A 23,881-nucleotide genomic window follows, 5' to 3' on the forward strand; every position below is an offset into this window, starting at 1 on the left:
ATGCCTTCCGCACTCCCCGACGGCGAGCCCGTCCCCGCCGACGGCGCGCTGCCCGCGTCCGCACTCGCCGGGGCCGCCGAGCGACCCCTCGGCTTCTACCTCCACGTCCCGTACTGCGCGACCCGCTGCGGCTACTGCGACTTCAACACGTACACCGCCACCGAGCTGCGCGGCACCGGCGGTGTGCTCGCCTCCCGGGACAACTACGCGGACACGCTGATCGACGAGGTCCGGCTGGCCCGCAAGGTGCTCGGCGACGACCCGCGCGAGGTCCGCACGGTCTTTGTCGGGGGCGGCACGCCGACGCTGCTGGCCGCCGACGATCTCGTACGGATGCTGGGCGCGATCCGCGACGAGTTCGGCCTGGCGGAGGACTCGGAGGTCACGACGGAGGCGAACCCCGAGTCGGTCGACCCGGCGTATCTCGCGACGCTGCGGGAGGGCGGCTTCAACCGGATCTCCTTCGGCATGCAGAGCGCGAAGCAGCATGTGCTGCGCGTACTCGACCGGACCCACACCCCGGGCCGCCCCGAGGCGTGCGTGGCTCAGGCGAGGGTGGCGGGCTTCGAGCACGTCAACCTCGACCTGATCTACGGCACGCCGGGGGAGTCGGACGACGACTGGCGCGCCTCCCTGGACTCGGCGCTCGGTGCCGGTCCGGACCACATCTCCGCGTACGCCCTGATCGTCGAGGAGGGCACCCAGCTCGCCCGCCGCATCCGCCGAGGCGAGATCCCGACGACGGACGACGACGTCCACGCGGACCGCTACCTGATCGCCGACGAGGTGCTGTCGGGCGCGGGCTTCGACTGGTACGAGGTGTCCAACTGGTCCACGTCCGACCCGGCCCGCTGCCTGCACAACGAGCTGTACTGGCGCGGCGCCGACTGGTGGGGCGCGGGCCCGGGCGCGCACTCGCACGTGGGCGGAGTGCGCTGGTGGAACGTGAAGCACCCGGGGGCGTACGCGGCGGCGCTCGCGGCGGGCCGCACACCGGGCGCCGGACGCGAACTCCTGACGGACGAGGACCGCAGGGTGGAGCGGATCCTGCTGGAGCTGCGGCTGCGGGAGGGCGTACCCCTGGAGCTGCTGCGGGAGGACGGCCTCGCCGCCTCCCGACGGGCACTGGCGGACGGACTGCTGGAGAACGGCCCGTACGACGAGGGGAGCGCGGTCCTCACCCTGCGCGGGCGCCTGCTGGCGGACGCGGTGGTCAGGGACCTGGTGGACTGATCACTCCGGCTTCCCTTGGAGCCCCTGGGGATCGCGCTCCACGTCGGCGAACTCGGTGCCTGCTCGGACGTCAGGCCCCACCGCCGGTCGTGACGAAGTCGATCAGTTCCTCCACCCGCCCCAGCAACTCCGGCTCCAGGTCCTTGTAGGAGCGCACCCGCGACAGGATCCCCTGCCAGGCCGCCCCGGTGTTCTCCGGCCAGCCCAGGGCCCTGCACACGCCCGTTTTCCAGTCCTGGCCGTGCGGGATCCGGGGCCACGCCTCGATGCCCAGGGACGACGGCTTCACCGCCTCCCAGATGTCGATGTACGGGTGGCCGACGACCAGCGCATGCTCGCTCGTCACCGACTCCGCGATCCGCCACTCCTTCGTGCCCGGCACCAGGTGGTCAACCAGGACGCCGAGGCGGGCGTCCGGACCCGGTGCGAAGGAGGCCACGATGGCGGGCAGGTCGTCGACGCCCTCCAGGTACTCCACCACCACGCCCTCGATGCGCAGGTCGTCGCCCCACACCTTCTCGACGAGTTCCGCGTCGTGCCGGCCCTCGACATAGATCCGCCCGGCACGGGCCACACGCGCGCGTGCGCCGGGGACGGCGACCGAGCCGGATGCCGTACGGGAGGGACGTACCGGAGCCGACGAGGGCCGTACGAGCGTCACCACGCGGCCCTCCAGCAGGAAGCCGTGCGGCTCCAGCGGGAACACCCGGTGCTTGCCGAAGCGGTCCTCCAGGGTCACCGTGCCCGCCTCGCAGCGGATCACCGCGCCACAGAAGCCGGTGCCGGGCTCCTCCACCACCAGACCGGGCTCGGCCGGGACCTCCGGCACGGGCTTGGGCTTCTTCCACGGCGGGGTCAGGTCCGGAGAGTACTGGCGCATTCGGATGACGATAGGAGAAGCCGTCGGCCCGCACTCACGACACGCCGAAACGCGCCGCCAGCGCGGCTCGCTGCGCCCCTACGAACCCCGCGTCGACCACCGCTCCGTGACCGGGCACGTACAGTGCGTCCGCGCCGCCCAGGGCCAGGAGCCGGTCCAGTGCCGCCGGCCAGCGAGACGGAACGGCGTCGGAGCCCGCCTGCGGCTCGCCGGACTCCTCGACCAGGTCCCCGCAGAAGACGACCTCCGGCTCGCCCGGCACCAGCACCGCCAGGTCGTACGCCGTATGGCCCGGACCCACGTTGGCCAGCAGCACCTGCCGGCCGCCGCCCAGGTCCAGCGTCCACTCGCCGGAGACCAGACGGCGGGGCGGGGCGAGGGCGGCCGCCGCCTCGTGCGCGAGTGCCGGCGCCAGGCCATGGGTGATCGCGTCCCGGCCCAGCTCCTCGCCCTCGTACGCGAACACCGCGTCCACGCCCACCGCCGCGTACACCTCCGCGCCCGGGAACGCCGCCGCACCGAAGACATGGTCGAAGTGCGGATGTGTGAGCGCGACGTGCGTCACACGGCGCCCGGACAGCTCCTCCGCCTGCGCCCGTAGCCGCGCGCCCTCTTCCAGGCTCGACCCGGCGTCCACCAAGAGCGCCGTACCCTCCCCGAGAACCAGCCCCACCGTGCAGTCCCACCCCGGCAGTCGGCACCGCCCGACCCCGGCGGCCACCCGCTCCCATCCCAGCCCTTCCCAAGTCACCGTCACACCGCGACGCTAGCGGTGCGGGTCACACCGGGCACCATCGCCGTGACCAGCCTTGCCCGGGGCGTACCCCACGGCCGTACACTGGGCCGGGGAACGCTGGCACTCACACGCGCAGAGTGCCAGGAAAGGCGCCAAGGGGACGAGTTCTGGAGGTGTGCGCGATGCTGAGTGAACGCAGGCTTCAGGTGTTGCGCGCCATCGTCCAGGACTACGTCGGCACCGAGGAGCCGGTGGGCTCCAAGGCCCTCACCGAGCGGCACAACCTCGGTGTGTCCCCGGCGACGGTCCGCAACGACATGGCGGCCCTGGAGGACGAGGGGTTCATCGCCCAGCCGCACACCAGCGCCGGGCGGATCCCCACGGACAAGGGCTACCGGCTGTTCGTCGACAAGCTCGCCGGCGTCAAGCCGATGACCGGACCCGAGCGGCGCGCGATCCAGAACTTCCTCGACGGCGCCGTCGACCTCGACGACGTCGTGGCCCGTACGGTACGGCTGCTCGCGCAGCTCACCCGGCAGGTCGCCGTCGTGCAGTACCCGTCCCTGACCCGCTCGACCGTGCGGCACGTGGAACTCCTCTCGCTCGCCCCCGCGCGCGTGATGCTCGTGCTGATCACGGACACCGGCCGGGTCGAGCAGCGGATGGTGGACTGCCCGGCACCCTTCGGCGAGGCGTCCCTGGCGGATCTGCGGGCCCGGCTCAACAGCCGGGTCGCGGGCCGCCGCTTCGCCGACGTGCCGCGGCTGGTCGAGGACCTGCCGGAGGCCTTCGAGGCCGAGGACCGCGGCACGGTCGCGACGGTGCTCTCCACACTGCTGGAGACACTCGTCGAGGAGAACGAGGAGCGGTTGATGATCGGCGGCACCGCCAATCTCACCCGCTTCGGACATGACTTTCCCCTCACGATCCGGCCTGTCCTGGAGGCGCTCGAGGAGCAGGTCGTGCTCCTCAAGTTGCTTGGCGAGGCCGGAGATTCGGGCATGACCGTACGGATCGGTCACGAGAACGCCTATGAGGGACTCAACTCCACGTCGGTGGTGTCGGTCGGCTACGGTTCGGGCGGCGAGGCAGTCGCCAAGCTCGGCGTGGTCGGACCGACCCGCATGGACTACCCGGGAACGATGGGAGCGGTACGCGCAGTGGCACGGTACGTCGGACAGATCCTGGCGGAGTCGTAAGTGGCCACGGACTACTACGCCGTTCTCGGCGTGCGCCGCGACGCGTCGCAGGAAGAGATCAAGAAGGCCTTCCGGCGGCTCGCGCGCGAGCTGCACCCGGACGTCAATCCGGATCCGAAGACCCAGGAGCGGTTCAAGGAGATCAACGCCGCTTACGAGGTGCTGTCGGACCCGCAGAAGAAGCAGGTCTACGACCTCGGCGGCGACCCGCTCTCCCAGGCCGGCGGCGCCGGCGCGGGCGGCTTCGGGGCCGGTGGCTTCGGCAACTTCTCCGACATCATGGACGCGTTCTTCGGTACGGCGTCGCAGCGCGGGCCGCGCTCGCGCACGCGCCGGGGCCAGGACGCCATGATCCGGCTGGAGGTCGAGCTCGACGAGGCGGCCTTCGGCACGACGAAGGACATCCAGGTCGACACGGCGGTCGTCTGCAACACCTGCAACGGTGAGGGCGCCGCGCCGGGGACGACCGCCCAGACGTGTGACATGTGCCGCGGCCGTGGTGAGGTCTCGCAGGTCACCCGGTCCTTCCTGGGCCAGGTCATGACCTCGCGCCCCTGCCCCCAGTGCCAGGGCTTCGGCACGGTGGTCCCCACGCCGTGCCCGGAGTGCGCCGGCGACGGCCGCGTCCGCTCGCGCCGCACCCTGACCGTCAAGATCCCGGCCGGTGTCGACAACGGCACGCGCATCCAGCTGGCCGGCGAGGGCGAGGTCGGGCCGGGCGGCGGTCCCGCGGGCGACCTGTACGTCGAGATCCACGAACTCCCGCACTCGACCTTCCAGCGCCGCGGCGACGACCTGCACTGCACGGTCACGATCCCGATGACGGCGGCGTCGCTCGGCACGAAGGTCCCGCTGGAGACCCTGGACGGCCTGGAAGAGGTCGACATCCGCCCGGGCACCCAGTCCGGCCAGTCGATTCCGCTGCACGGCCGGGGCGTCACGCATCTGCGCGGCGGCGGCCGGGGCGACCTCATCGTCCACGTCGAGGTCCAGACCCCGACCAAGCTCGACCCCGAACAGGAACGCCTCCTGCGCGAGCTGGCCAAGCTCCGCGGCGAGGAACGGCCTCAGGGCCAGTTCCAGCCTGGGCAGCAGGGGCTGTTCTCGCGGTTGAAGGATGCGTTCAACGGTCGCTGACGCGAGCTGGGGCGGTTGCCGGGGGTCCGGGGGTTGGCCCCCGGGCAGGCACGGTCAGCCGGGGCGGCAGGGGTTGTTCTCGCGGTTGAAGGACGCCTTCAACGGCCGCTGACGCCCGTCGGCCGGTTTGTTGATCAGCACCTCATGCCGGAGGCCTATGCCAACTGACGGGTGGATTCGGACTTGTTCGGGGGACGTGACAACATGCCGTCATGTCCTCCGCACTGACCGATCTCTTCCCACATCCGATCGTGCAGGCCCCCATGGCGGGCGGTGTCTCCGTTCCGCAGCTCGCCGCCGCTGTGTCCGAGGCGGGCGGTCTCGGGTTCCTCGCCGCCGGGTACAAGACCGCCGACGGCATGTACCAGGAGATCAAACAGCTGCGTGGGCTCACGGGCCGCCCCTTCGGGGTGAACCTCTTCATGCCCCAGCCGGAGTGCGCCGACCGCGCGAGCGTGGAGGTCTACTCGCACCAGCTCGCCGGCGAGGCCGCCTGGTACGACACCGAGCTCGGCGACCCGGACAGCGGCCGCGACGACGGCTACGACGCCAAGCTCGCCGTACTCGTCGACGACCCGGTGCCGGTGGTCTCCTTCCACTTCGGCGTCCCGAGCCGCGAGGTCATCGACTCCCTCCACCGCGTCGGCACCTTCACCCTGGTCACCGCGACCACCGCCGAGGAGGCCCTCGCCGTGCAGCGCTCCGGCGCCGACGCGGTGATCGCGCAGGGTGTGGAGGCCGGCGGCCACCAGGGCACCCACCGTGACGTCCCGGAGAACGACGGCTCGGCGCTCGGCCTGCTCTCGCTCGTCGCGCAGGTCCGCGAGACCGTCGACATCCCGGTCGTCGCCGCCGGCGGCATCATGCGCGGCAGCCAGATCGCCGCCGTCCTCGCGGCGGGCGCGAGCGCGGCCCAGCTCGGCACCGCGTTCCTCGCCACCCCCGAGTCCGGCGCCGCCGCCGTGCACAAGGAGGCGCTGACCAACCCGCTGTTCACGCGTACGGCACTGACCCGCGCCTTCTCCGGCCGGCCCGCCCGCGGCCTGGTCAACCGCTTCATGCGCGAGCACGGCCCGTACGCCCCCGCCGCCTACCCCGAGGTCCACCACCTGACCTCCCCGCTGCGCAAAGCCGCCGCCAAGGCCGCCGACGCGCAGGGCATGGCGCTGTGGGCGGGCCAGGGGCACCGCATGACTCGCGAGCTGCCCGCCGGGCAGCTGGTGGAGACTCTGGCCGCCGAACTGGCCGACGCCCGGGCAACGTTGTCGACCGGGGGCGGTTCGCGATGACAGCCCCGGTCTTCGTCGTCGACCACTTCGACGCGGGCCGCGGGGGACAGTACGTCCTCGACGGACCCGAGGGCCGGCACGCGGTCTCCGTGAAGCGGCTGCAGCCCGGGGAGGAAGTCGTCCTCACCGACGGCGCCGGGCGCTACGCGGTGTGCGACGTGATCGGCACCGAGGGCAAGGACCGGTTGATCGTCCACCTGACCTCGTTCTCCGAGGAGCCCGAGGAGTCCCCGCGCATCACCGTCGTCCAGGCCCTCCCCAAAGGCGACCGCGGTGAGCTCGCCGTCGAGACCATGACCGAGGTCGGCGTCGACGCGATCGTGCCGTGGCAGGCCTCCCGCTGCATCACCCAGTGGAAGGGCGACCGCGGCCTGAAGGCGCTCGGCAAGTGGCGGGCCACCGCCCGCGAGGCCGGCAAGCAGTCCCGCCGGGTCCGCTTCCCCGAGGTCGCGGACGCGGCGACGAGCAAGCAGGTTGCCGCACTTCTCGCCAGAGCCGACTTCGCCGCCGTACTCCACGAGAGCGGCGGCACCCCACTGGCCACCGCCGAACTCCCCGCCGAGGGCGAGATCGTGCTCGTGGTCGGGCCCGAAGGGGGCGTCTCGCCCGAGGAGTTGGAGCTCTTCGATCAGGCAGGTGCGAAACCGTACGTCCTTGGGCCTACCGTGCTGCGGACGTCGACCGCCGGGACCGCCGCGGCGGCCCTGCTCCTGGGACGCACCGGCCGCTGGTCCTGACACCGGGGTATACGGTCCGGAGTGCCCTCGACCGTGACGTGCACGAACACTTGAGTGGCCGTTTGTGCCCTACCGCCACGTCCGCCGCGGTGGCAGGCTGCCCTGCATGGGGGCATTCACGCGGATTTGGTGTCGCCCGCGCGGGACGCGTGCGGCGGCCGTGGCAGGACTGGCGGTGCTGGCCGTGGGCGGAGTCGTGGCGTGCGAGCCCGGCGGGTTCGGTTCCGCGAGCGTCGCCTACACGACCGACAAGACCGCGACGGCCGAGCTGAAACGGCGGCATGTCGACGTGCGCTGGCTCAGCTGCACCGGCACCTATGGCAACAAGGCCTACACGCCCGGGAAGACGCCCTCGCCCGCCGAGAGCACCGTCGTCTCCGTCGACTGCCAGGGGCAGACGAGCGACGACCGGAAGATCACCGTCAAGGGCCGGGTCACCCGGGCCGTGGACGGCGCCTGCGTGCGCGGCGACCTCATCGCGCGGGTGGGCGGCAAGGAGTCGTTCCACGTCAACGGCCTCGGCAACTGCGACGCCACGCCCGCCCCGGCGTACACCCCGCCCGTCACCTACCGCCCCTCGGGCGGGCAGCAGCCGGGCCCCACGGTCACCGTCACCCGGACCATCTGGTGCAAGGGCGATCCGATCTGCTGGCCCGTCGAGGGGAAGTGATCGGAACGGGGTCCGCCGAGGTCGCGCGATGTTTATGGTGATCGGGTGACTGAGTCCACGACGGCGGGTTCCGCAGATTCCTCTTCCTATCTCCGTTTTCCCCATGTGCAAGGCGACTTGGTCGCCTTCACCGCCGAGGACGACGTCTGGCTGGCGCCGCTCGACGGCGGCCGGGCCTGGCGGGTCAGCGCCGACAACGTGCCGGTGACCCTGCCCCGGATCTCGCCCGACGGTACGACCGTCGCCTGGACCTCCACCCGCGACGGCGCCCCCGAGGTGCACATCGCCCCCGTCGCCGGCGGCCCCGCCAAACGGCTGACGTACTGGGGCAGTTGGCGCACGCAGGTGCGCGGCTGGACCCCGGAGGGACACGTTCTCGCGCTCAGCACTCAGGGCCAGCCCAGCCTGCGCCGCAGCTGGGCCCGCGCCGTTCCGCTGGACGGCGGACCGGCGGCCACGCTGCCGTACGGGCCCGTCGGCGACGTGGCGTTCGGCCCGTCCACCGTCCTGCTGTCCGCGCCGATGGGCCGCGAGGCCGCCTGGTGGAAGCGCTACCGGGGCGGTACGGCGGGCAAGTTGTGGATCGATCGCGAGGGCGTCGGCGAATTCGCCAGGCTGCACGAGGAGTTGGACGGAAACCTCGAGCACCCGCTGTGGGTGGGGGAGCGCATCGCGTTCCTCTCCGACCACGAGGGGACGGGCGCCCTCTACTCCTCCCTCGCCGACGGCTCCGACCTGCGCCGCCATACCCCTCTCGACGGTTTCTACGCCCGGCACGCGGCCACCGACGGCCGCCGGGTCGTCTACGCCAGTGCCGGTGAACTGTGGCTGCTCGACGACCTGGAGGGCGCCGAGCCCCGGCGGCTCGACATACGGCTCGGCGGTCCGCGCCTGGACCTGCAGCCGTACCCCGTGAACGCGTCCCGCTGGCTCGGCAAGGCCTCCCCCGACCACACCGCACGCGGCAGCGCCGTCTCCGTGCGCGGCGGCGTCCACTGGGTCACCCACCGTTCGGGTCCCGCCCGCGCGCTGGCCGCCCGGCCCGGCGTACGGGCCCGGCTGCCGCGCGCCTTCCGGGCCGACGGCGAGGACTGGGCGGTGTGGGTGACGGACGCCGAGGGCGAGGACGCCCTGGAGTTCGCCCCGGCGACCGGACCGGCCCCGGGCGCGATCCCGCGCAGGCTCGCCGTGGGACAGCTCGGCCGTGTGCTGGCACTGGCCATGGCGCCCGACGGGAGCCGGGCCGCCGTCGCCTCGCACGACGGACGGCTACTGCTCGTCGAGCGCGAGACCGGCGAGGTGCGCGAGGTCGACCGCAGCGAGGACGGCGACGTGTCCGGCCTCGCCTTCTCGCCCGACTCGGCCTGGCTCGCCTGGTCACACCCCGGCCCGCGCCCCCTCTCCCAGCTGCGCATCGCCCACACCACCGACCTGTCGGTCACCGAGGCGACCCCGCTGCGCTTCCAGGACTACGCACCCGCGTTCACCCTGGACGGCAAGCACCTCGCCTTCCTGTCGACGCGCTCCTTCGATCCGGTCCACGACGAGTACGTCTTCGACCTGGCCTTCGTCGTCGGCGACCGCCCGCACCTGATCACCCTCGCGGCGACCACGCCCTCCCCGTTCGGCCCGCAGCGGCACGGCCGGCCTTTCGAGACCCCGGACCGCGACGAGACCCCCGACAGCGAGGGCACCCCGGTCACCCGTATCGACCTGGAGGGCCTCGCCGACCGGATCGTGCCCTTCCCGGTCGAGGCCGGCCGCTACTCCAACCTGCGCGCCGCGAAGGACGGCGTGCTGTGGCTGCGGCACCCCGTGCGCGGTGTCCTCGGTGCCTCCCGCGCCACCCCCGACGACCCGGACCCCAAGACAGAGCTGGAGCGCTACGACCTCGTCCAGCAGCGCATCGAGCATCTCGCCGCCGACGCCGACCACTTCGAGGTCAGCGGCGACGGCAAACGCGTCCTGCTGTGGACCGACGAGCGGCTGCGCGTCGTACTCAGCGACCGGCGCGCCTCCACCGACGACGACGGCGACAACAGCGTCACGGTCGACCTCGCCCGGGTACGGCAGACCGTCGACCCGGCCGCCGAGTGGCGGCAGATGTACGAGGAGAACGGCCGCATCATGCGCGACCAGTTCTGGCGGCCCGACCTGAGCGGGGTCGACTGGGACGGCGTCCTCGACCGCTACCGCCCCGTCCTCGACCGGATCGCCACCCACGACGACCTCGTCGATCTGCTGTGGGAGGTGCAGGGCGAACTCGGCACCTCGCACGCCTACGTCTCCCCGCGCGGCTCCTTCGGCTCCGGCGCCCGGCAGGGACTGCTCGGCGCCGACATCTCCCGCCATCCGGACGGCAGTTGGCGCATCGACCGGATCCTGCCCGCGGAGACCTCCGACCCGGCGGCCCGCTCCCCGCTCGCCGCACCCGGCGTCGCGGTGCGGGCCGGGGACGCGATCGTCGCCGTCGGCGGCCACCCCGTCGACCCGGTGACCGGACCCGGGCCGCTGCTCGTCGGTACGGCCGGCCACGCCATAGAGCTGACCATCTCGCCGTCCGGCGGGGGCGATCTGCGGCACGCGGTGGTGGTCCCGATCAGCGACGAGGAGCCCCTGCGCTACCACGCCTGGGTCGCCGACCGCCGCGCCTACGTCCACGAACGCTCCGGCGGCCGGCTCGGCTACCTCCACGTGCCCGACATGCAGGCCCCCGGCTGGGCGCAGATCCACCGGGACCTGCGGGTCGAGGTGGCCCGGGAGGGGCTCGTCGTCGACATCCGGGAGAACCGGGGCGGCAACACCTCCCAACTCGTCGTGGAGAAGCTGGCCCGGCGGATCGTCGGCTGGGTCGTACCACGCGGCCGACGCCCCCGCAGCTACCCCGAGGACGCGCCCCGGGGGCCCGTGGTCGCCATCGCCAACGAGTTCTCCGGTTCCGACGGCGACATCGTCAACGCGGCGATACGCGCCCTCGGTATCGGCCCCGTGGTCGGCACACGCACGTGGGGTGGCGTCATCGGCATCGACAGCCGCTACCACCTGGTGGACGACACCCTGGTCACCCAGCCCAAGTACGCCTTCTGGCTGGAGGGTTACGACTGGGGCGTGGAAAACCACGGAGTGGACCCGGACGTGGAGGTACTGCAATGCCCCCAGGACTGGGCGGCGGGCCGCGATCCCCAGCTCGACGAGGCGATCAGGCTCGCACTGGAGTCACTCGAGGAGCAGCCGGCGAAAACTCCCCCGGGCCTCCCGTCCTAGCTGCGGGCAGTCGTGCCCCCACTCTTCGAGCGGGGGCCCCGTCAGCGCGGGCAAGCGAAACCCACCCGGCCAGCACCAGCACCGGGCACCGACCCCAACCGACGCTACGATGCCCCCGTATCCGATCACTCACCCCCGGAGGGAACATGGCAGGGGAGCCGCAGGACGACTGCTTGTTCTGCAAGATCGTCGCGGGCCACGTCCCGGCGACGATCGTCCGTGAGACGGAGACGACCGTCGCCTTCCGGGACATCAACCCCCAGGCGCCCACCCACGTCCTGGTGATCCCCAAGGTGCACTACAAGAACGCCGCCGAACTGGCCGCCGCCGACCCGGCCATCGCCGCCGACATACTGCGCGAGGCCCAGGCGGTCGCCGACGAGGACAAGCTGGAGAGCTACCGCGTCGTCTTCAACACCGGCAGCGGCGCCGGCCAGACCGTCTGGCACACCCACGCGCACATCCTCGGCGGCCGCGGTATGCAGTGGCCCCCCGGCTAAGCCGGTAAGTCACCGTGTCCGCACGTGAACTGGTGGTCCTGGGCACCGCAAGCCAGGTCCCCACCCGGCACCGCAACCACAACGGCTATCTGCTGCGCTGGGACGGCGAGGGCATCCTCTTCGACCCCGGCGAGGGCACGCAGCGCCAGATGCTGCGTGCCGGGGTCGCGGCGCACGACCTGAACCGGATCTGCGTCACACACTTCCACGGAGACCACTCGCTGGGCCTGCCCGGGGTCATCCAGGGCATCAACCTGAACCGGGTGCCGCACCCGGTCACCGCCCACTACCCGCGCTCCGGCCAGCGCTTCTTCGACCGGCTGCGCTACGCGAGCGCCTACCGGGAGACGGTCGAGATCACCGAAGCACCCGTGGACCGGGACGGCGACCTCGTGGTGACCCCGTCCTACACCCTCCAGACCCACAAGCTGTCCCACCCTGTCGAGGCGTACGGCTACCGGCTCGTCGAACCCGACGGGCGCCGCATGCTCCCCGAGCGGCTCGCCGCCAACGGGATCAAGGGGCCGGACGTGCGGCGGATCCAGCGCGAGGGCGCCCTCGGGGACGTGACGCTGGACGACGTCAGCGAACTCCGCCACGGACAGCGGTTCGCGTTCGTCATGGACACCCGGCTGTGCGACGGGGTGTACGCCCTCGCGGACGGCTGCGACATGCTCGTCATCGAGTCCACCTTCCAGGACGAGGACGCCGAACTCGCCGACGACTCGGGCCATCTGACGGCCGGTCAGGCCGGCCGGGTCGCCCAAGAGGCAGGCGTACGGCACCTCGTGCTCACCCACTTCAGCCAGCGCTACTCCGAGCCGGAGGTGTGCGAGCGGCAGGCACGGGCCGCCGGCTTCGAGGGGGAGCTGACCGTGGCGCACGACCTGCAGACCGTGCCGGTTCCGAAGCGCAGGTGAAACGGCCGTACGATGCTTTGATGCCCGTCCCCAAAGCAGAACTGCACCTCCACATCGAAGGCACCCTGGAGCCCGAGCTGGCCTTCGCGCTCGCCGCGCGCAACGGTGTCGAGCTGCCGTACGCCGACACGGACGCGCTCCGTGAGGCGTACCGCTTCTCGGACCTCCAGTCCTTCCTGAACCTGTACTACGAGCTGATGGCCGTCCTGCGCACCGAGCGGGACTTCGAGGACCTCGCGAACGCCTACCTCGCCCGTGCCGCCGCGCAGGGCGTGCGGCACGCGGAGATCTTCTTCGACCCGCAGGCCCACATCGCCAGGGGGGTGGCGCTGGGCATGGTCGTGGAGGGGCTGTGGCGGGCGCTCGGCCGCAGCGAGGAGAACCACGGTGTCTCCACGCGGCTGATCATGTGCTTCCTGCGGGACCAGTCCGCCGACTCGGCACTGAAGACCCTGGAGGCGGCCAGGCCCTACCTGGACCGGATCACCGGCGTCGGCCTCGACTCCGCCGAGGTCGGGCATCCGCCGGCGAAGTTCCGCGAGGTGTACGAGGCAGCCGCCGCGCTGGGCCTGCGGCGCGTGGCGCACGCGGGTGAGGAGGGGCCGCCTGCGTACATCACCGAGTCCCTGGACCTGCTGGGCGTCGAGCGGATCGACCACGGGCTGCGCTGCATGGAGGACCCGGAGCTGGTCGCCCGTCTGGTCCGCGACCGGGTGCCACTCACCCTGTGCCCGCTGTCCAACGTACGGCTGCGCGCGGTCGACACCCTCGCCGACCACCCCCTGCCCGCCATGCTCGACGCGGGCCTCCTGTGCACCGTCAACTCCGACGACCCGGCCTACTTCGGCGGCTACGCGGGCGACAACTTCGACGCGGTGCGCTCAGTGCTGGGCCTCGACGAGGAGAAGCTGCGGGAACTGGCGCGCAACTCCTTCCTGGCCTCGTTCCTGGAGGACGACGAGGAGCGGCGTGCGCGGTACCTCGCCGAGGTGGAGGCGTACAAGTTCGGGTGAGCGCGGCTAACGCCAGTGCGGCGCTCCCCCCGAGGGTGCCGCCGCCTCGATCTTCGCCCTGACCTCCCGCATCACCGCCACGATCCGCCCCTCGTGCTCCGGCGTCAGCCGCGCGACCGGCACGGAGCAGCTGATGGCGTCCTGGGCGGGGAAGTCGTAGCGCAGGGCGAAGCCGAAGCCGACGATGCCCAGGACGCCCTCCTCGCGGTCGATGGAGTAGCCGCGCGAGCGGGTCGCGGCGAGGTCGGCCACCAGGGACGCGCGGGTCGTGTGCGTGTGCGGCGTACGCGCCTCGTACGGGCCCTCGGGCAGATCGGCGTCCGGGCGCTGGGCCAGCAGGGCCTTGCCCAGCGCGCCCACGTGGGCCGGCAGCCGGCGCCCCACCCGGCTGATGGTCCGCAGGTATTCGTGGGACTCCCGCGTCGCCAGGTAGGCCACGTCGCGCCCGTCCAGCCGCCCCAGGTGGATCGTCTCGCCGAGCGCCTCGGACGCCTCGTCGAGATACGGCCGTACGACGCCTACGCGCGGGTCCGAGTCGAGGTAGCCGGTGCCGGTCAGCAGAGCGTGGATGCCGATGCCGTAGAGCGAGCCGGTGATGTCGGTGCGGACCCAGCCGCGGCCGATCAGGGTCTGCAGCAGTGCGTACATCGAACTGCGCGGCACCTCGAGCTCGTCCGCCAGCTCCTGCAGCCGTGCCGGGCGGTCGGCGCGTGCCGCGAGCAGTTCCAGCAGCTCCACCGTGCGTGCCGCGGACTTCACCTCACGGACGCCCTCTGACTCTGACATGCGCCGATGGTAGTCAGGACGCCCGCACCGTTGACGCCTCAGGTTCGCGTATCTAATCTCTGTCTTCATACGTGGATAACATCTACATAGGGAGATGAGTAAGGGTGACCCTCCATACGGAAGTGGTACGGCGGCTGCGGGACGGGATGGCGGACGGCGTGCTGTCCTTCCCGCTCACCGCCTTCCACACGGACGGTTCCCTCGACCCCGACGGCTTCCGCACCCATGTCGCGGCGCAGATCGCCACCGCCCCCGGGGCCGTCTTCCCCGCCTGCGGCACCGGCGAGTTCTTCTCGCTGGACGAGGACGAATACCGTCGGGTCGTCTCCGTCACCGTGGAGGAGGCGGCCGGCCGGGTGCCCGTCGTCGCCGGCACCGGGTACGGTTGGGCGCAGGCCGCGCGCTTCGCCCGCATTGCCGAGGAGGCGGGCGCCGATGCGCTGCTCGTCCTGCCGCACTACCTCGTCGCCGCCCCGCAGGACGGGCTCGTCGCCCAGCTGGAGCAGCTGGCCGCCCGCACCGGGCTGCCGCTCATCGCCTACCAGCGCGGCCAAGTCGCCTTCACTGCCGACGCGTTGAGGCGCATCGCCGGCATCCCGGACGTCATCGGACTCAAGGACGGCCACAGCGACCTCGACCGGCTGCAGCGGCTCACTCTCGCCGCCCCCGAGGACTTCCTGTTCTTCAACGGTGCCGCCACCGCCGAGATCCAGGCCCGCGCCTACGCCACCGTCGGGGTCCCCGCCTACTCCTCCGCCGTCCATGCCTTCGCCCCCGAGATCGCGAACGCCTTCTTCACCGCCCTGCACGGCGACGACCACGGCACCGTCGAGAAGCTGCTGCGCGACTTCTACGTCCCCTTCGTCGAACTGCGCGACCGGGTGCCCGGATACGCCGTCTCGCTCGTGAAGGCGGCGGCCCGGCTGCGCGGCCGCCCCGTGGGGCCGGTGCGCGCCCCGCTCACCGACCCTTCGCCCGCCGACCTCGCCGACCTGAAGACCCTGCTCGCCACCGGACTCGACCTCGTAGGAGCCGCCCTGTGAACCTCACCATCACCGACGTCCGGCTGACGCCGATCCTGGTTGCCGACCCGCCGCTGCTGAACACCCAGGGCGTCCACCAGCCGTACACGCCCCGCCTGATCGTGGAGGTGGAGACGGCCGACGGCATCACGGGCATCGGCGAGACGTACGGCGACACCAGGTACCTGGAGCTGGCCCGGCCGTTCGCGGAGAAGCTGAAGGGCCGTCAAGTCAGTGAACCGAACGGCCTGTTCGCCATCGCGGACGAGGTAGCCGTGGACGTCTCCCGGGTTTCCGGCCAGGTCGACGTCGGCGGGCTGCGCGGCGTCCAGACCGCCGACAAGCTGCGGTTGTCCGTAGTCTCCGGCTTCGAGGTCGCCTGCCTCGACGCCCTCGGCAAGGCGCTCGGCCTGCCCGTGCACGCCCTGCTCGGCGGCAAACTGCGCGACGCGGTCGAGTACAGCGCGTACCTCTTCTACAAGTGGGCCGACCACCCGGCCGGAGTGACCGGCGAGCGGGACGACTGGGGCGCGGCCCTCGAACCGGCCGGAGTCGTCGAGCAGGCACGGAAGTTCAAGGAGCGCTTCGGCTTCACGTCCTTCAAGCTCAAGGGCGGTGTCTTCCCGCCGGACGAGGAGATCGCCGCCGTACGCGCCCTCGCCGAGGCGTTCCCCGGGCACCCGCTGCGGCTCGACCCCAACGGCGCCTGGTCCGTGGAGACCTCGCTCAAGGTCGCCAAGGAACTCGGCGACGTACTCGAGTACCTGGAGGACCCCGCCCTCGGCACTCCGGCCATGGCCGAGGTGGCCGCCGGCACCGACGTGCCCCTCGCCACCAACATGTGCGTGACGACCTTCGCCGAGATCGAGGTGGCGTTCACCAAGGGCGCCGTCCAGGTCGTGCTCTCCGACCACCACTACTGGGGCGGACTGCGCAACACCCAGCAACTCGCCGCCATCTGCCGCACCTTCGGCGTCGGCGTCTCCATGCACTCCAACACCCACCTGGGCATCAGCCTGGCCGCGATGACCCACGTCGCGTCCACGGTCCCGAACCTCCACCACGCCTGCGACTCCCACTACCCCTGGCAGTCGGAGGACGTCCTCACCGAACGCCTGACGTTCGAGGCCGGCAAGGTCGCCGTCTCGGACCTCCCCGGCCTGGGCGTCGAACTCGACCACGAGAAGCTGCGTTTCCTGCACCAGAGGTGGCTCGACGACGACGGCACCCTGCACGACCGCGACGACGCGGCGGCGATGCGCGTCGCCGACCCCGACTGGGTCACACCTACGGTGCCTCGTTGGTAGGGATTGACCGGTGTCGTATGCACGGCTGAACGCTGTCCGGCTCTGGGCCCTCTGGCGTTTCTGCCGGGGGTCCGGGGGTTGTCCCCCGGGAGATGCAGCACCGGCGTACGCCCGGGACCTGCTGCGATCTGACCCCTTTGGCGTGACCTGACCCTCACTGTCCGTGGCGTGGTGCACACTGGCCAGATCCGCACCACGTCAGGGAGCGCACCGTGACCGCGTCCAAAGCGTTCGCCGGAGAGGAACCGGAGTACGTCGTCGAGGCAGCCCGCTGTCAGACCCAGGTCGACCCCCTGGCCGGCCTGCGCACACCGGACGATCCGCCCTGGGACGTCTACCTCACGGGCACGGTCTTTCTGGACATCATCTTCACCGGACTCGACTCCGCCCCGGTGCGCGGGACCGAGTCCTGGGCACGCGGGATGGGGGCGAGCCCCGGCGGCGTGGCGAACATGGCCGCCGCGCTGGCCCGCCTCGGCCTGAAGACCTCCCTCGCCGCCGCGTTCGGCGACGACCACTACGGCGAGTACTGCTGGGACGCGCTCGCCCAGGGCGAGGGCATCGACCTGTCGCCGTCACGCACGGTGGCAGGCTGGCACTCACCGGTCACCGTCTCCATGGCGTACGAGGGCGAACGCACGATGGTCTCCCACGGCCACGAACCGCCCCCCGAGGACCAGCCGACCCCCGACTGCCCCCCACGCGCGCGTGCCGCCGTCGCCTCTCTCACCCCCGGCAGGCACGCGCCCTGGATCACCCAGGCCGCCCGCAAGGGCACCCGGATCTTCGCCGACGTCGGCTGGGACGACACGGGCGCGTGGGACCTGTCCAGCCTCGCCGACCTCGAACACTGCGAGGCGTTCCTGCCGAACACCGCCGAGGCCATGCGCTACACCGGCGCCGACTCCCCCCGAGCGGCCGCCCACGCCCTCACCGAGTACGTACCGCTCGCGGTCGTCACCCTCGGCTCCGAGGGCGCCTACGCCGTAGACCGCCGTACCGGCGAGACCGCCGAGGTCCCCGCGATCGCCGTGGAGGCCCTCGACCCGACCGGCGCCGGAGACGTCTTCGTCGCCGGCTTCGTCACCGGCACCCTCGCCGGCTGGCCGCTGGCGGACCGGCTGGCCTTCGCCGGGCTCACCGCCGCGCTGTCCGTCCAGGAGTTCGGCGGCTCGCTGTCGGCCCCCGGCTGGACCGAGATCGGCGCCTGGTGGCGGAAGGTCCAGTCCGTGGCGGGCCAGGACCCGACAGCCCTGCGCCGCTACGCCTTCCTGGAGCGGCTGGTCCCGGAGGAGCAGGCGCGCCCCTGGCCGCTGCGGCGGGCGGTGCCGACGATCGGCTTCCGGCGCTCGGCCTGACGCGATCCAGGGCGCCGTACGCGTGTGACGTGTGGTGCGGTGGGCACACGGCGGAGTGCGGCGGGCACAAGGAAGGTCCACGGAAAGGCTCAAGGAAAAGGCCTGTGGAAAAGGCCTACGGCGTTGTCGGTGCACCGTCGTACTCTTGAATCGCGAGGCCGCCCTCAGCTACGCGGCCGTGACGAGGAGGAACCGCAGGCCTTAAGCGCCGGCCCATGACTCAGACACCCACAGCTCACACCCCCGCGCAGGGGCAGGCGAGAGCACAGTTCACGGTCCCCGCCCAGCACCCGATGGTCACCGTTCTGGGATCCGGCGACTCCCTCCTGCGCGTGATCGAGAAGGCCTTCCCGGCGGCCGACATCCACGTTCGGGGCAATGAGATCAGCGCGGTCGGCGACCCCGGTGAAGTCGCCCTCGTCCAGCGCCTGTTCGACGAGATGATGCTGGTGCTCCGCACCGGGCAGCCGATGACGGAGGACGCAGTGGAACGCTCGATCGCGATGCTGCGGGCGAGTGAGAACGGGGAGGGCCCGGCGGAAACCCCGGCCGAGGTTCTTACGCAGAACATCCTGTCCTCGCGCGGCCGCACGATCCGCCCCAAGACCCTCAACCAGAAGCGGTACGTCGACGCGATCGACAAGCACACGATCGTCTTCGGCATCGGCCCCGCCGGCACCGGCAAGACCTACCTCGCCATGGCCAAGGCGGTGCAGGCCCTGCAGTCCAAGCAGGTCAACCGCATCATCCTGACCCGCCCCGCGGTCGAGGCGGGCGAGCGCCTGGGCTTCCTCCCCGGCACGCTCTACGAGAAGATCGACCCCTATCTGCGCCCGCTGTACGACGCGCTGCACGACATGCTCGACCCCGACTCGATCCCGCGCCTGATGGCGGCGGGCACGATCGAGGTCGCGCCGCTGGCCTACATGCGCGGCCGTACTCTGAACGACGCCTTCATCATCCTGGACGAGGCCCAGAACACGAGCCCCGAGCAGATGAAGATGTTCCTCACCCGGCTCGGCTTCGAATCGAAGATCGTCATCACCGGTGACGTGACCCAGGTCGACCTGCCGAACGGCACCAAGTCCGGTCTGAGGCAGGTGCAGGACATCCTGGAGGGCCTCGACGACGTCCACTTCTCCCGGCTCACGTCCCACGATGTCGTACGGCACAAGCTGGTGGGCCGTATCGTCGACGCGTACGAGAAGTACGACAGCACGCACGGCACCGAGAACGGCACCCACAAGGGCGGCCGGGGCAGGTCCGGGCACAAGGGGAAGTAGAGACACGGCAACACCATGTCGATCGACGTCAACAACGAGTCCGGAACCGAGGTCGACGAGCAGGCGATCCTCGACATCGCCCGCTACGCGCTCGCGCGGATGCGCATCCACCCGCTCTCCGAGCTCTCGGTGATCGTCGTGGACGCCGACGCCATGGAGCAGTTGCACATCCAGTGGATGGACCTGCCCGGCCCGACCGACGTCATGTCCTTCCCGATGGACGAGCTGCGCCCGCCCACCAAGGACGACGACGAGCCCCCGCAGGGCCTCCTCGGCGACATCGTGCTGTGCCCCGAAGTCGCCGCGAAGCAGGGGACCGAGGCGGCCACGCAGCACACCATGGACGAGGAGCTCCAGCTGCTCACCGTCCACGGTGTGCTGCACCTGCTGGGCTACGACCATGAGGAGCCCGACGAGAAGGCCGAGATGTTCGGCCTGCAGGCCGCCATCGTGGACGGCTGGCGCGCGGAGAAGGGCCTGACCGGTCCTTCTCCGGCGCCCACGGTCTCGTAGACCGGCGGGCCCCGTATGAGTCCGCAGATCGTCATCGGCGCGATCGCCCTCGTCGTCGTCGCCTGGCTCGCCGCCTGCGCCGAGGCCGGCATCGCGCGCGTCTCCAGCTTCCGCGCCGAGGAGGCCGTCAAGTCCGGGCGGCGCGGCAGCGCCAAGCTCGCCCAGGTCGCCGCCGACCCCACCCGCTACCTCAACGTGGCACTGCTGGTCCGTGTCGCCTGCGAGATGGCCGCCGCCGCGCTGGTCACCTATGCCTGCCTCCAGGAGTTCTCGGACACGGCCGAGGCCCTCCTGATCGCCATCGTCGTCATGGTCCTCGTGTCGTACGTCGCCGTGGGCGTCTCGCCGCGCACCATCGGCCGCCAGCACCCGCTGAACACGGCGACGGTTGCCTCATACGTCCTGCTGCCGCTCGCCCGGATCATGGGCCCGATCCCGTATCTGCTGATCCTCATCGGCAATGCGCTCACCCCGGGCAAGGGCTTCCGCCGCGGCCCGTTCGCCTCCGAGGCGGAGCTGCGCGCGCTGGTCGACCTCGCCGAGCAGGAGTCGCTGATCGAGGACGAGGAGCGCCGCATGGTGCACTCCGTCTTCGAACTCGGCGACACTCTCGTGCGGGAGGTCATGGTCCCGCGGACCGACCTGGTCGTCATCGAGCGCTACAAGACCATCCGCCAGGCCCTTACGCTCGCCCTGCGCTCCGGTTTCTCGCGCATCCCGGTCGCGGGCGAGAGCGAGGACGACATCGTCGGGATGGTGTATCTGAAGGACCTGGTCCGCAAGACGCACATCAGCCGCGACGCCGAGAACGACCTGGTGTCCACGGCCATGCGCCCCGCGTTCTTCGTGCCCGACACCAAGAACGCAGGCGACCTGCTGCGCGAGATGCAGAAGGAGCGCAACCACGTCGCCGTCGTCATCGACGAGTACGGCGGCACGGCCGGGATCGTCACCATCGAGGACATCCTCGAGGAGATCGTCGGCGAGATCACCGACGAGTACGACCGTGAACTCCCGCCCGTGGAGGAGCTGGGCGACGACCGCTATCGGGTCACGGCCCGCCTCGACATCACCGACCTCGGCGAGCTGTACGGGCTCGAGGAGTACGACGACGAGGACGTGGAGACCGTCGGCGGACTGCTCGCCAAGGCGCTGGGCCGGGTGCCCATCGCCGGAGCCTCCGCGGTCGTCGAACTGCCCGACGGCCGCGGACTCCGGCTCACCGCCGAGGCCGCGGCCGGCCGCCGGAACAAGATCGTGACGGTGCTGGTGGAGCCGACGGGCCCGGCCGAGCCCACGGAGAAGGAGCCGGAGTGACCGCCGACCAACTGCGCGCCCTCTGCCTCTCCTTCAACGCGGCCGTCGAGGACTTCCCGTTCAACCCGGAGACGTCGGTCTTCAAGGTCCAGGGCAAACTGTTCGCGCTAACGCACCTGAACGCCCGCCCCCTGACGGTGAACCTCAAGTGCGATCCGGAGGACGCGATCCGGCTGCGCGCCGAGCACGAGGGACTGATCGTCCCCGGCTGGCACATGAACAAGCGCCACTGGAACACCGTCACGGTCGACGGAGAGCTCCCGGACGGGTTGGTCGGGGAGCTCGTCGAGGACTCGTACGACCTGGTCGTCGCCGGTCTACCGCGCGCCGACCGGCTCCGCCTCGACCGCCCCTGAGCGCTTCCTGAGTCCCAGCCCCGACGGCGGGGCCCCGATCCGTATGCTCGGCACATGACTGACAGCAACGGGCTTGACCCCGAGGACCGGAAGATCGTCACCCTGGCCCGTTCCGCGCGGGCCCGCAACGGCGTGCCCGAGGGGGCGGCCGTACGGGACGAGACGGGTCGTACGTACGTCGCCGGGACCGTGGACCTCGACTCCCTGAAGCTCAGTGCCCTGCGGACGGCGGTCGCCATGGCGGTGGCGTCCGGGGCGAAGTCGCTGGAGGCGGCGGCGGTGGTCACGGAGGCGGAGTCCGCGTCCGAGGAGGACCGGGCCGCCGTACGCGACCTGGGCGGTCCGGACACACCGGTGCTGGTGGCCGGGCCCGACGGGGTTGTACGGCAGACCGTCACGGCGGGCTGACGGCCCAGGGTTTCGGAGCAGCCTGCTGAGCGCTCCGTTCCGGATGCCGCAGAACTGATGCAGCGTCAGTAGAAACTGATAGTGCGTCAGACTTCTGCGGCATCTCCATTGACTTCTCACGAGACCTGCACATCAATGGCCCCCTGTCACATCCCTGAGGAGGGGGCCCATGGGTTCGACACCCCGAAGATCCCCACGGCGGCGCTGGGCTTCGTTGCTCGGTGCGACCGCACTCGCGGTCACCACGGGCGGCGCGCTCGCCTGTCCGGCCGGCGCCGCGGGCACGCCGTAGCCAACAAGACCGGCGGTCCGCGGAGCTTCCGGCTGTACGCGGCCGACGCCTACAACACCGCGCGCGACGGCGGGTTCGCCGTACGGACGGTGAAGGAACGGATGCGGGGCGTCGGCGCCTGGGCGAGGCTCGCGAAATCCCGGATCACCGTCGCCCCCCACACAACGGTCACCGTGCCCTTCACCCTGCACGTGCCGACCGCCGCCGAACCGGGCGACCACCCCGGCGCGATCGTCGCCCTCGACGAGCAGGTGGACCCCGGCACCGGCTCAGTCGCGCTCGGCGTGCAGCGGGCCGTCGGCGCCCGCGTCTACCTCCGGGTCGGCGGACCCACGCTGCCCGCGATCTCCGTCGAGCACGTCCATCTCACCCACCACCAGCCGCTCGTCCCCGGCCTCGGCGACAGCACGGCGACGATCTCCTGCACCCTGCACAACACCGGCAACGTCACCCTCGACCCGAAGGTGGAACTGCGCGCCCGGGGCCTGTTCGGCCGTACGCTCCTCGCCCGCGACCTGAGCCGCGTCCCCTCCGAACTGCTGCTCGGGCAGCGGGTGCGGCTCACCGAGCGCTGGCGCGGCGCACTCCAACTCGACTGGGGAGACGTGACGTTGACGGCGAGCGCCACGGGCACGCGGGAGTCGGCGAGCGCCTCGTTCCTGGCGCTGCCGTGGCTGGTGGTGGCGGTGGTGTTCGCCGCCGGAGTCGTGGGCGGGGTGCTGCTGGTCAGAGCGCGTCGGGGCCGCGCTCGCCCGTCCGTACGCGTACGACCGTCTCGACGGGCAGCGCCCACACCTTCCCGTCCCCGATCTTCCCCGTTTGCGCGGCCTTGACGATCGCGTCGATCACGGCCTCGGAGTCCGCGTCCTCGACGACGACCTCGATGCGCACCTTGGGCACCAGGTCGACCCGGTACTCGGCACCCCGGTACACCTCGGTGTGGCCGTGCTGACGGCCGTACCCGCTGGCCTCGGTCACGGTCAGACCGCGCACGCCCAGCTCCTGGAGCGCGGTCTTGACCGCGTCGAGGCGGTGGGGCTTGACGATCGCGGTGATGAGCTTCATGCCTGCGGCTCGACCTTCTGGGCGGAGTTGATCACGGAGGGGACGACGGAGTGGCCGACCGGGGCGCCATGGCCCAGGACCCCGTGATCGTAGGCGCTCTCGGCGTGCACCGTAAGGTCCAGCCCGGTGTGCTCCTGCTCCTCACTCGCACGGAACCCGATCGTCCGGTCGATCAGCCTGCCGATGCCGTACGTCACGGCGAAGGCGTACGTGCCTACGGCGAGGACCGCCACCAACTGCCTGCCCAGCTGCCCGAGCCCGCCGCCGTACAGCAGGCCCTCGGCGCCGCCGGTCATCGCCTTCTCCGCGAAGACGCCGATCAAGAGGGTGCCGACGACACCGCCGACCAGGTGGACGCCGACGACGTCGAGGGAGTCGTCGTAGTCGAGCTTGAACTTCCAGCTCACGGCGTAGGAGCAGATGACGCCGGCGGCGAGGCCCACGACCAGCGCGCCGAGCAGCGAGACCGAGCCGCAGGACGGCGTGATGGCGACCAGGCCGGGGGTCATCAGCAGGACCAGGGCGGTGGCGGCGAGCAGTCAGGCGGTGTCGCCGGTGTCCGCGTGCGCTGCGGCGAGGGTCACGGTCGGTCTCCA

At 71.5% G+C, this 23,881-nt stretch carries 23 protein-coding genes and 1 pseudogene; 19 read left to right on the forward strand and 5 right to left on the reverse strand.

Annotated elements, in window-relative coordinates; translation table 11 throughout:
- Window positions 1–1,233: a radical SAM family heme chaperone HemW gene (gene hemW, locus ACFYXB_RS21870; RefSeq protein ID WP_389584803.1), complete on the forward strand. Its 1,233-nt coding sequence runs from the start codon at window positions 1–3 to the stop codon at window positions 1,231–1,233.
- A gap of 70 nt (window positions 1,234–1,303) precedes the next feature.
- Here the strand turns inward: hemW and ACFYXB_RS21875 are convergent, their stop codons facing one another.
- The gene (locus ACFYXB_RS21875) at window positions 1,304–2,113 is read right to left on the reverse strand and encodes a DUF3097 domain-containing protein (RefSeq protein WP_389584805.1); all 810 of its coding nucleotides are present in this window, start codon (window positions 2,111–2,113) and stop codon (window positions 1,304–1,306) included.
- Window positions 2,114–2,147: 34 nt separating this feature from the next.
- Window positions 2,148–2,870: an MBL fold metallo-hydrolase gene (locus tag ACFYXB_RS21880; RefSeq protein WP_389584808.1), complete on the reverse strand. Its 723-nt coding sequence runs from the start codon at window positions 2,868–2,870 to the stop codon at window positions 2,148–2,150.
- A 161-nt stretch (window positions 2,871–3,031) separates the two neighbouring features.
- Here ACFYXB_RS21880 and hrcA point away from each other — a divergent pair, with 161 nt between their 5' ends.
- From hrcA to ACFYXB_RS21925, 9 genes are all read left to right on the forward strand, one after another.
- The gene (gene hrcA, locus ACFYXB_RS21885) at window positions 3,032–4,048 is read left to right on the forward strand and encodes a heat-inducible transcriptional repressor HrcA (RefSeq protein WP_388502312.1); all 1,017 of its coding nucleotides are present in this window, start codon (window positions 3,032–3,034) and stop codon (window positions 4,046–4,048) included.
- Window positions 4,049–5,185, forward strand: a complete 1,137-nt coding sequence (dnaJ, locus tag ACFYXB_RS21890; protein ID WP_351354414.1) for a molecular chaperone DnaJ — start codon at window positions 4,049–4,051, stop codon at window positions 5,183–5,185.
- A 212-nt stretch (window positions 5,186–5,397) separates the two neighbouring features.
- Entirely contained in the window at window positions 5,398–6,474 is a 1,077-nt protein-coding gene (locus ACFYXB_RS21895) for a nitronate monooxygenase (protein ID WP_389584812.1), read from the forward strand.
- Window positions 6,471–7,211: a 16S rRNA (uracil(1498)-N(3))-methyltransferase gene (locus ACFYXB_RS21900; protein ID WP_389584814.1), complete on the forward strand. Its 741-nt coding sequence runs from the start codon at window positions 6,471–6,473 to the stop codon at window positions 7,209–7,211. The genes ACFYXB_RS21895 and ACFYXB_RS21900 overlap by 4 nt, the downstream gene beginning before the upstream one ends.
- A gap of 160 nt (window positions 7,212–7,371) precedes the next feature.
- On the forward strand, window positions 7,372–7,881 hold the full coding sequence (locus tag ACFYXB_RS21905) for a hypothetical protein (RefSeq protein WP_389584817.1): 510 nt from the start codon (window positions 7,372–7,374) through the stop codon (window positions 7,879–7,881).
- A gap of 117 nt (window positions 7,882–7,998) precedes the next feature.
- Window positions 7,999–11,145, forward strand: coding sequence for a S41 family peptidase (locus ACFYXB_RS21910; protein ID WP_389584970.1), 3,147 nt, complete (start codon window positions 7,999–8,001; stop codon window positions 11,143–11,145).
- A gap of 146 nt (window positions 11,146–11,291) precedes the next feature.
- Window positions 11,292–11,645, forward strand: coding sequence for a histidine triad nucleotide-binding protein (locus tag ACFYXB_RS21915; RefSeq protein ID WP_389584819.1), 354 nt, complete (start codon window positions 11,292–11,294; stop codon window positions 11,643–11,645).
- Window positions 11,646–11,659: 14 nt separating this feature from the next.
- Entirely contained in the window at window positions 11,660–12,565 is a 906-nt protein-coding gene (locus tag ACFYXB_RS21920) for a ribonuclease Z (protein WP_389584822.1), read from the forward strand.
- A 20-nt stretch (window positions 12,566–12,585) separates the two neighbouring features.
- Window positions 12,586–13,578 (forward strand): adenosine deaminase, encoded by a 993-nt coding sequence (locus ACFYXB_RS21925; protein WP_389584825.1) that lies wholly within the window; start codon window positions 12,586–12,588, stop codon window positions 13,576–13,578.
- Window positions 13,579–13,584: 6 nt separating this feature from the next.
- Here ACFYXB_RS21925 and ACFYXB_RS21930 read toward each other — a convergent pair whose 3' ends face one another.
- Window positions 13,585–14,364, reverse strand: coding sequence for an IclR family transcriptional regulator (locus tag ACFYXB_RS21930; RefSeq protein WP_389584828.1), 780 nt, complete (start codon window positions 14,362–14,364; stop codon window positions 13,585–13,587).
- A 146-nt stretch (window positions 14,365–14,510) separates the two neighbouring features.
- Here ACFYXB_RS21930 and ACFYXB_RS21935 point away from each other — a divergent pair, with 146 nt between their 5' ends.
- The 9 genes from ACFYXB_RS21935 to ACFYXB_RS21975 all read left to right on the forward strand — a co-directional run bounded on the left by ACFYXB_RS21935 (window position 14,511) and on the right by ACFYXB_RS21975 (window position 23,053).
- Window positions 14,511–15,407 (forward strand): 5-dehydro-4-deoxyglucarate dehydratase, encoded by an 897-nt coding sequence (locus ACFYXB_RS21935; protein ID WP_389584973.1) that lies wholly within the window; start codon window positions 14,511–14,513, stop codon window positions 15,405–15,407.
- A complete protein-coding gene (locus ACFYXB_RS21940; RefSeq protein ID WP_389584831.1) occupies window positions 15,404–16,693 on the forward strand; it encodes a glucarate dehydratase family protein in 1,290 nt (429 codons plus the stop codon). Before ACFYXB_RS21935 ends, ACFYXB_RS21940 begins: the two co-directional genes overlap by 4 nt.
- Before the next feature lie 212 nt (window positions 16,694–16,905).
- The gene (locus ACFYXB_RS21945) at window positions 16,906–18,051 is read left to right on the forward strand and encodes a carbohydrate kinase family protein (RefSeq protein WP_389584834.1); all 1,146 of its coding nucleotides are present in this window, start codon (window positions 16,906–16,908) and stop codon (window positions 18,049–18,051) included.
- A 215-nt stretch (window positions 18,052–18,266) separates the two neighbouring features.
- Entirely contained in the window at window positions 18,267–19,334 is a 1,068-nt protein-coding gene (locus ACFYXB_RS21950) for a PhoH family protein (protein WP_389584837.1), read from the forward strand.
- Between the two features lie 15 nt (window positions 19,335–19,349).
- Entirely contained in the window at window positions 19,350–19,847 is a 498-nt protein-coding gene (ybeY, locus tag ACFYXB_RS21955; protein ID WP_351354451.1) for an rRNA maturation RNase YbeY, read from the forward strand.
- A 15-nt stretch (window positions 19,848–19,862) separates the two neighbouring features.
- The gene (locus ACFYXB_RS21960) at window positions 19,863–21,164 is read left to right on the forward strand and encodes a hemolysin family protein (protein WP_389584840.1); all 1,302 of its coding nucleotides are present in this window, start codon (window positions 19,863–19,865) and stop codon (window positions 21,162–21,164) included.
- On the forward strand, window positions 21,161–21,520 hold the full coding sequence (locus tag ACFYXB_RS21965) for an MmcQ/YjbR family DNA-binding protein (RefSeq protein WP_389584842.1): 360 nt from the start codon (window positions 21,161–21,163) through the stop codon (window positions 21,518–21,520). Before ACFYXB_RS21960 ends, ACFYXB_RS21965 begins: the two co-directional genes overlap by 4 nt.
- A 54-nt stretch (window positions 21,521–21,574) precedes the next feature.
- Window positions 21,575–21,928, forward strand: coding sequence for a cytidine deaminase (locus ACFYXB_RS21970; protein ID WP_389584843.1), 354 nt, complete (start codon window positions 21,575–21,577; stop codon window positions 21,926–21,928).
- Between the two features lie 135 nt (window positions 21,929–22,063).
- On the forward strand, window positions 22,064–23,053 hold the full coding sequence (locus ACFYXB_RS21975; RefSeq protein ID WP_389584846.1) for a DUF916 domain-containing protein: 990 nt from the start codon (window positions 22,064–22,066) through the stop codon (window positions 23,051–23,053).
- Here the strand turns inward: ACFYXB_RS21975 and ACFYXB_RS21980 are convergent.
- Window positions 22,947–23,285, reverse strand: coding sequence for a P-II family nitrogen regulator (locus ACFYXB_RS21980; RefSeq protein ID WP_389584848.1), 339 nt, complete (start codon window positions 23,283–23,285; stop codon window positions 22,947–22,949). The two genes, ACFYXB_RS21975 and ACFYXB_RS21980, sit on opposite strands and share 107 nt — an antisense overlap.
- Window positions 23,282–23,785, reverse strand: a pseudogene (locus tag ACFYXB_RS21985) (ammonia channel protein); the annotation flags it as partial. The pseudogene ACFYXB_RS21985 and the gene ACFYXB_RS21980, both read right to left, overlap by 4 nt.
- Window positions 23,786–23,881 lie beyond the last annotated feature (96 nt).

The organism is Streptomyces sp. NPDC002619 (assembly GCF_042889305.1).
Taxonomy (GTDB): domain Bacteria; phylum Actinomycetota; class Actinomycetes; order Streptomycetales; family Streptomycetaceae; genus Streptomyces.

Bases quoted from the DNA above. Each gene is read 5' to 3' on its own strand.
- hemW (WP_389584803.1), top strand. From the start codon at position 1: ATGCCTTCCGCACTCCCCGACGGCGAGCCCGTCCCCGCCGACGGCGCG.
- ACFYXB_RS21875 (WP_389584805.1), bottom strand. From the start codon at position 2,113: ATGCGCCAGTACTCTCCGGACCTGACCCCGCCGTGGAAGAAGCCCAAG.
- hrcA (WP_388502312.1), top strand. From the start codon at position 3,032: ATGCTGAGTGAACGCAGGCTTCAGGTGTTGCGCGCCATCGTCCAGGAC.
- ACFYXB_RS21895 (WP_389584812.1), top strand. From the start codon at position 5,398: ATGTCCTCCGCACTGACCGATCTCTTCCCACATCCGATCGTGCAGGCC.
- ACFYXB_RS21900 (WP_389584814.1), top strand. From the start codon at position 6,471: ATGACAGCCCCGGTCTTCGTCGTCGACCACTTCGACGCGGGCCGCGGG.
- ACFYXB_RS21915 (WP_389584819.1), top strand. From the start codon at position 11,292: ATGGCAGGGGAGCCGCAGGACGACTGCTTGTTCTGCAAGATCGTCGCG.
- ACFYXB_RS21925 (WP_389584825.1), top strand. From the start codon at position 12,586: ATGCCCGTCCCCAAAGCAGAACTGCACCTCCACATCGAAGGCACCCTG.
- ACFYXB_RS21930 (WP_389584828.1), bottom strand. From the start codon at position 14,364: ATGTCAGAGTCAGAGGGCGTCCGTGAGGTGAAGTCCGCGGCACGCACG.
- ACFYXB_RS21935 (WP_389584973.1), top strand. From the start codon at position 14,511: ATGGCGGACGGCGTGCTGTCCTTCCCGCTCACCGCCTTCCACACGGAC.
- ACFYXB_RS21950 (WP_389584837.1), top strand. From the start codon at position 18,267: ATGACTCAGACACCCACAGCTCACACCCCCGCGCAGGGGCAGGCGAGA.
- ybeY (WP_351354451.1), top strand. From the start codon at position 19,350: ATGTCGATCGACGTCAACAACGAGTCCGGAACCGAGGTCGACGAGCAG.
- ACFYXB_RS21960 (WP_389584840.1), top strand. From the start codon at position 19,863: ATGAGTCCGCAGATCGTCATCGGCGCGATCGCCCTCGTCGTCGTCGCC.
- ACFYXB_RS21970 (WP_389584843.1), top strand. From the start codon at position 21,575: ATGACTGACAGCAACGGGCTTGACCCCGAGGACCGGAAGATCGTCACC.
- ACFYXB_RS21975 (WP_389584846.1), top strand. From the start codon at position 22,064: ATGGCCCCCTGTCACATCCCTGAGGAGGGGGCCCATGGGTTCGACACC.
- ACFYXB_RS21980 (WP_389584848.1), bottom strand. From the start codon at position 23,285: ATGAAGCTCATCACCGCGATCGTCAAGCCCCACCGCCTCGACGCGGTC.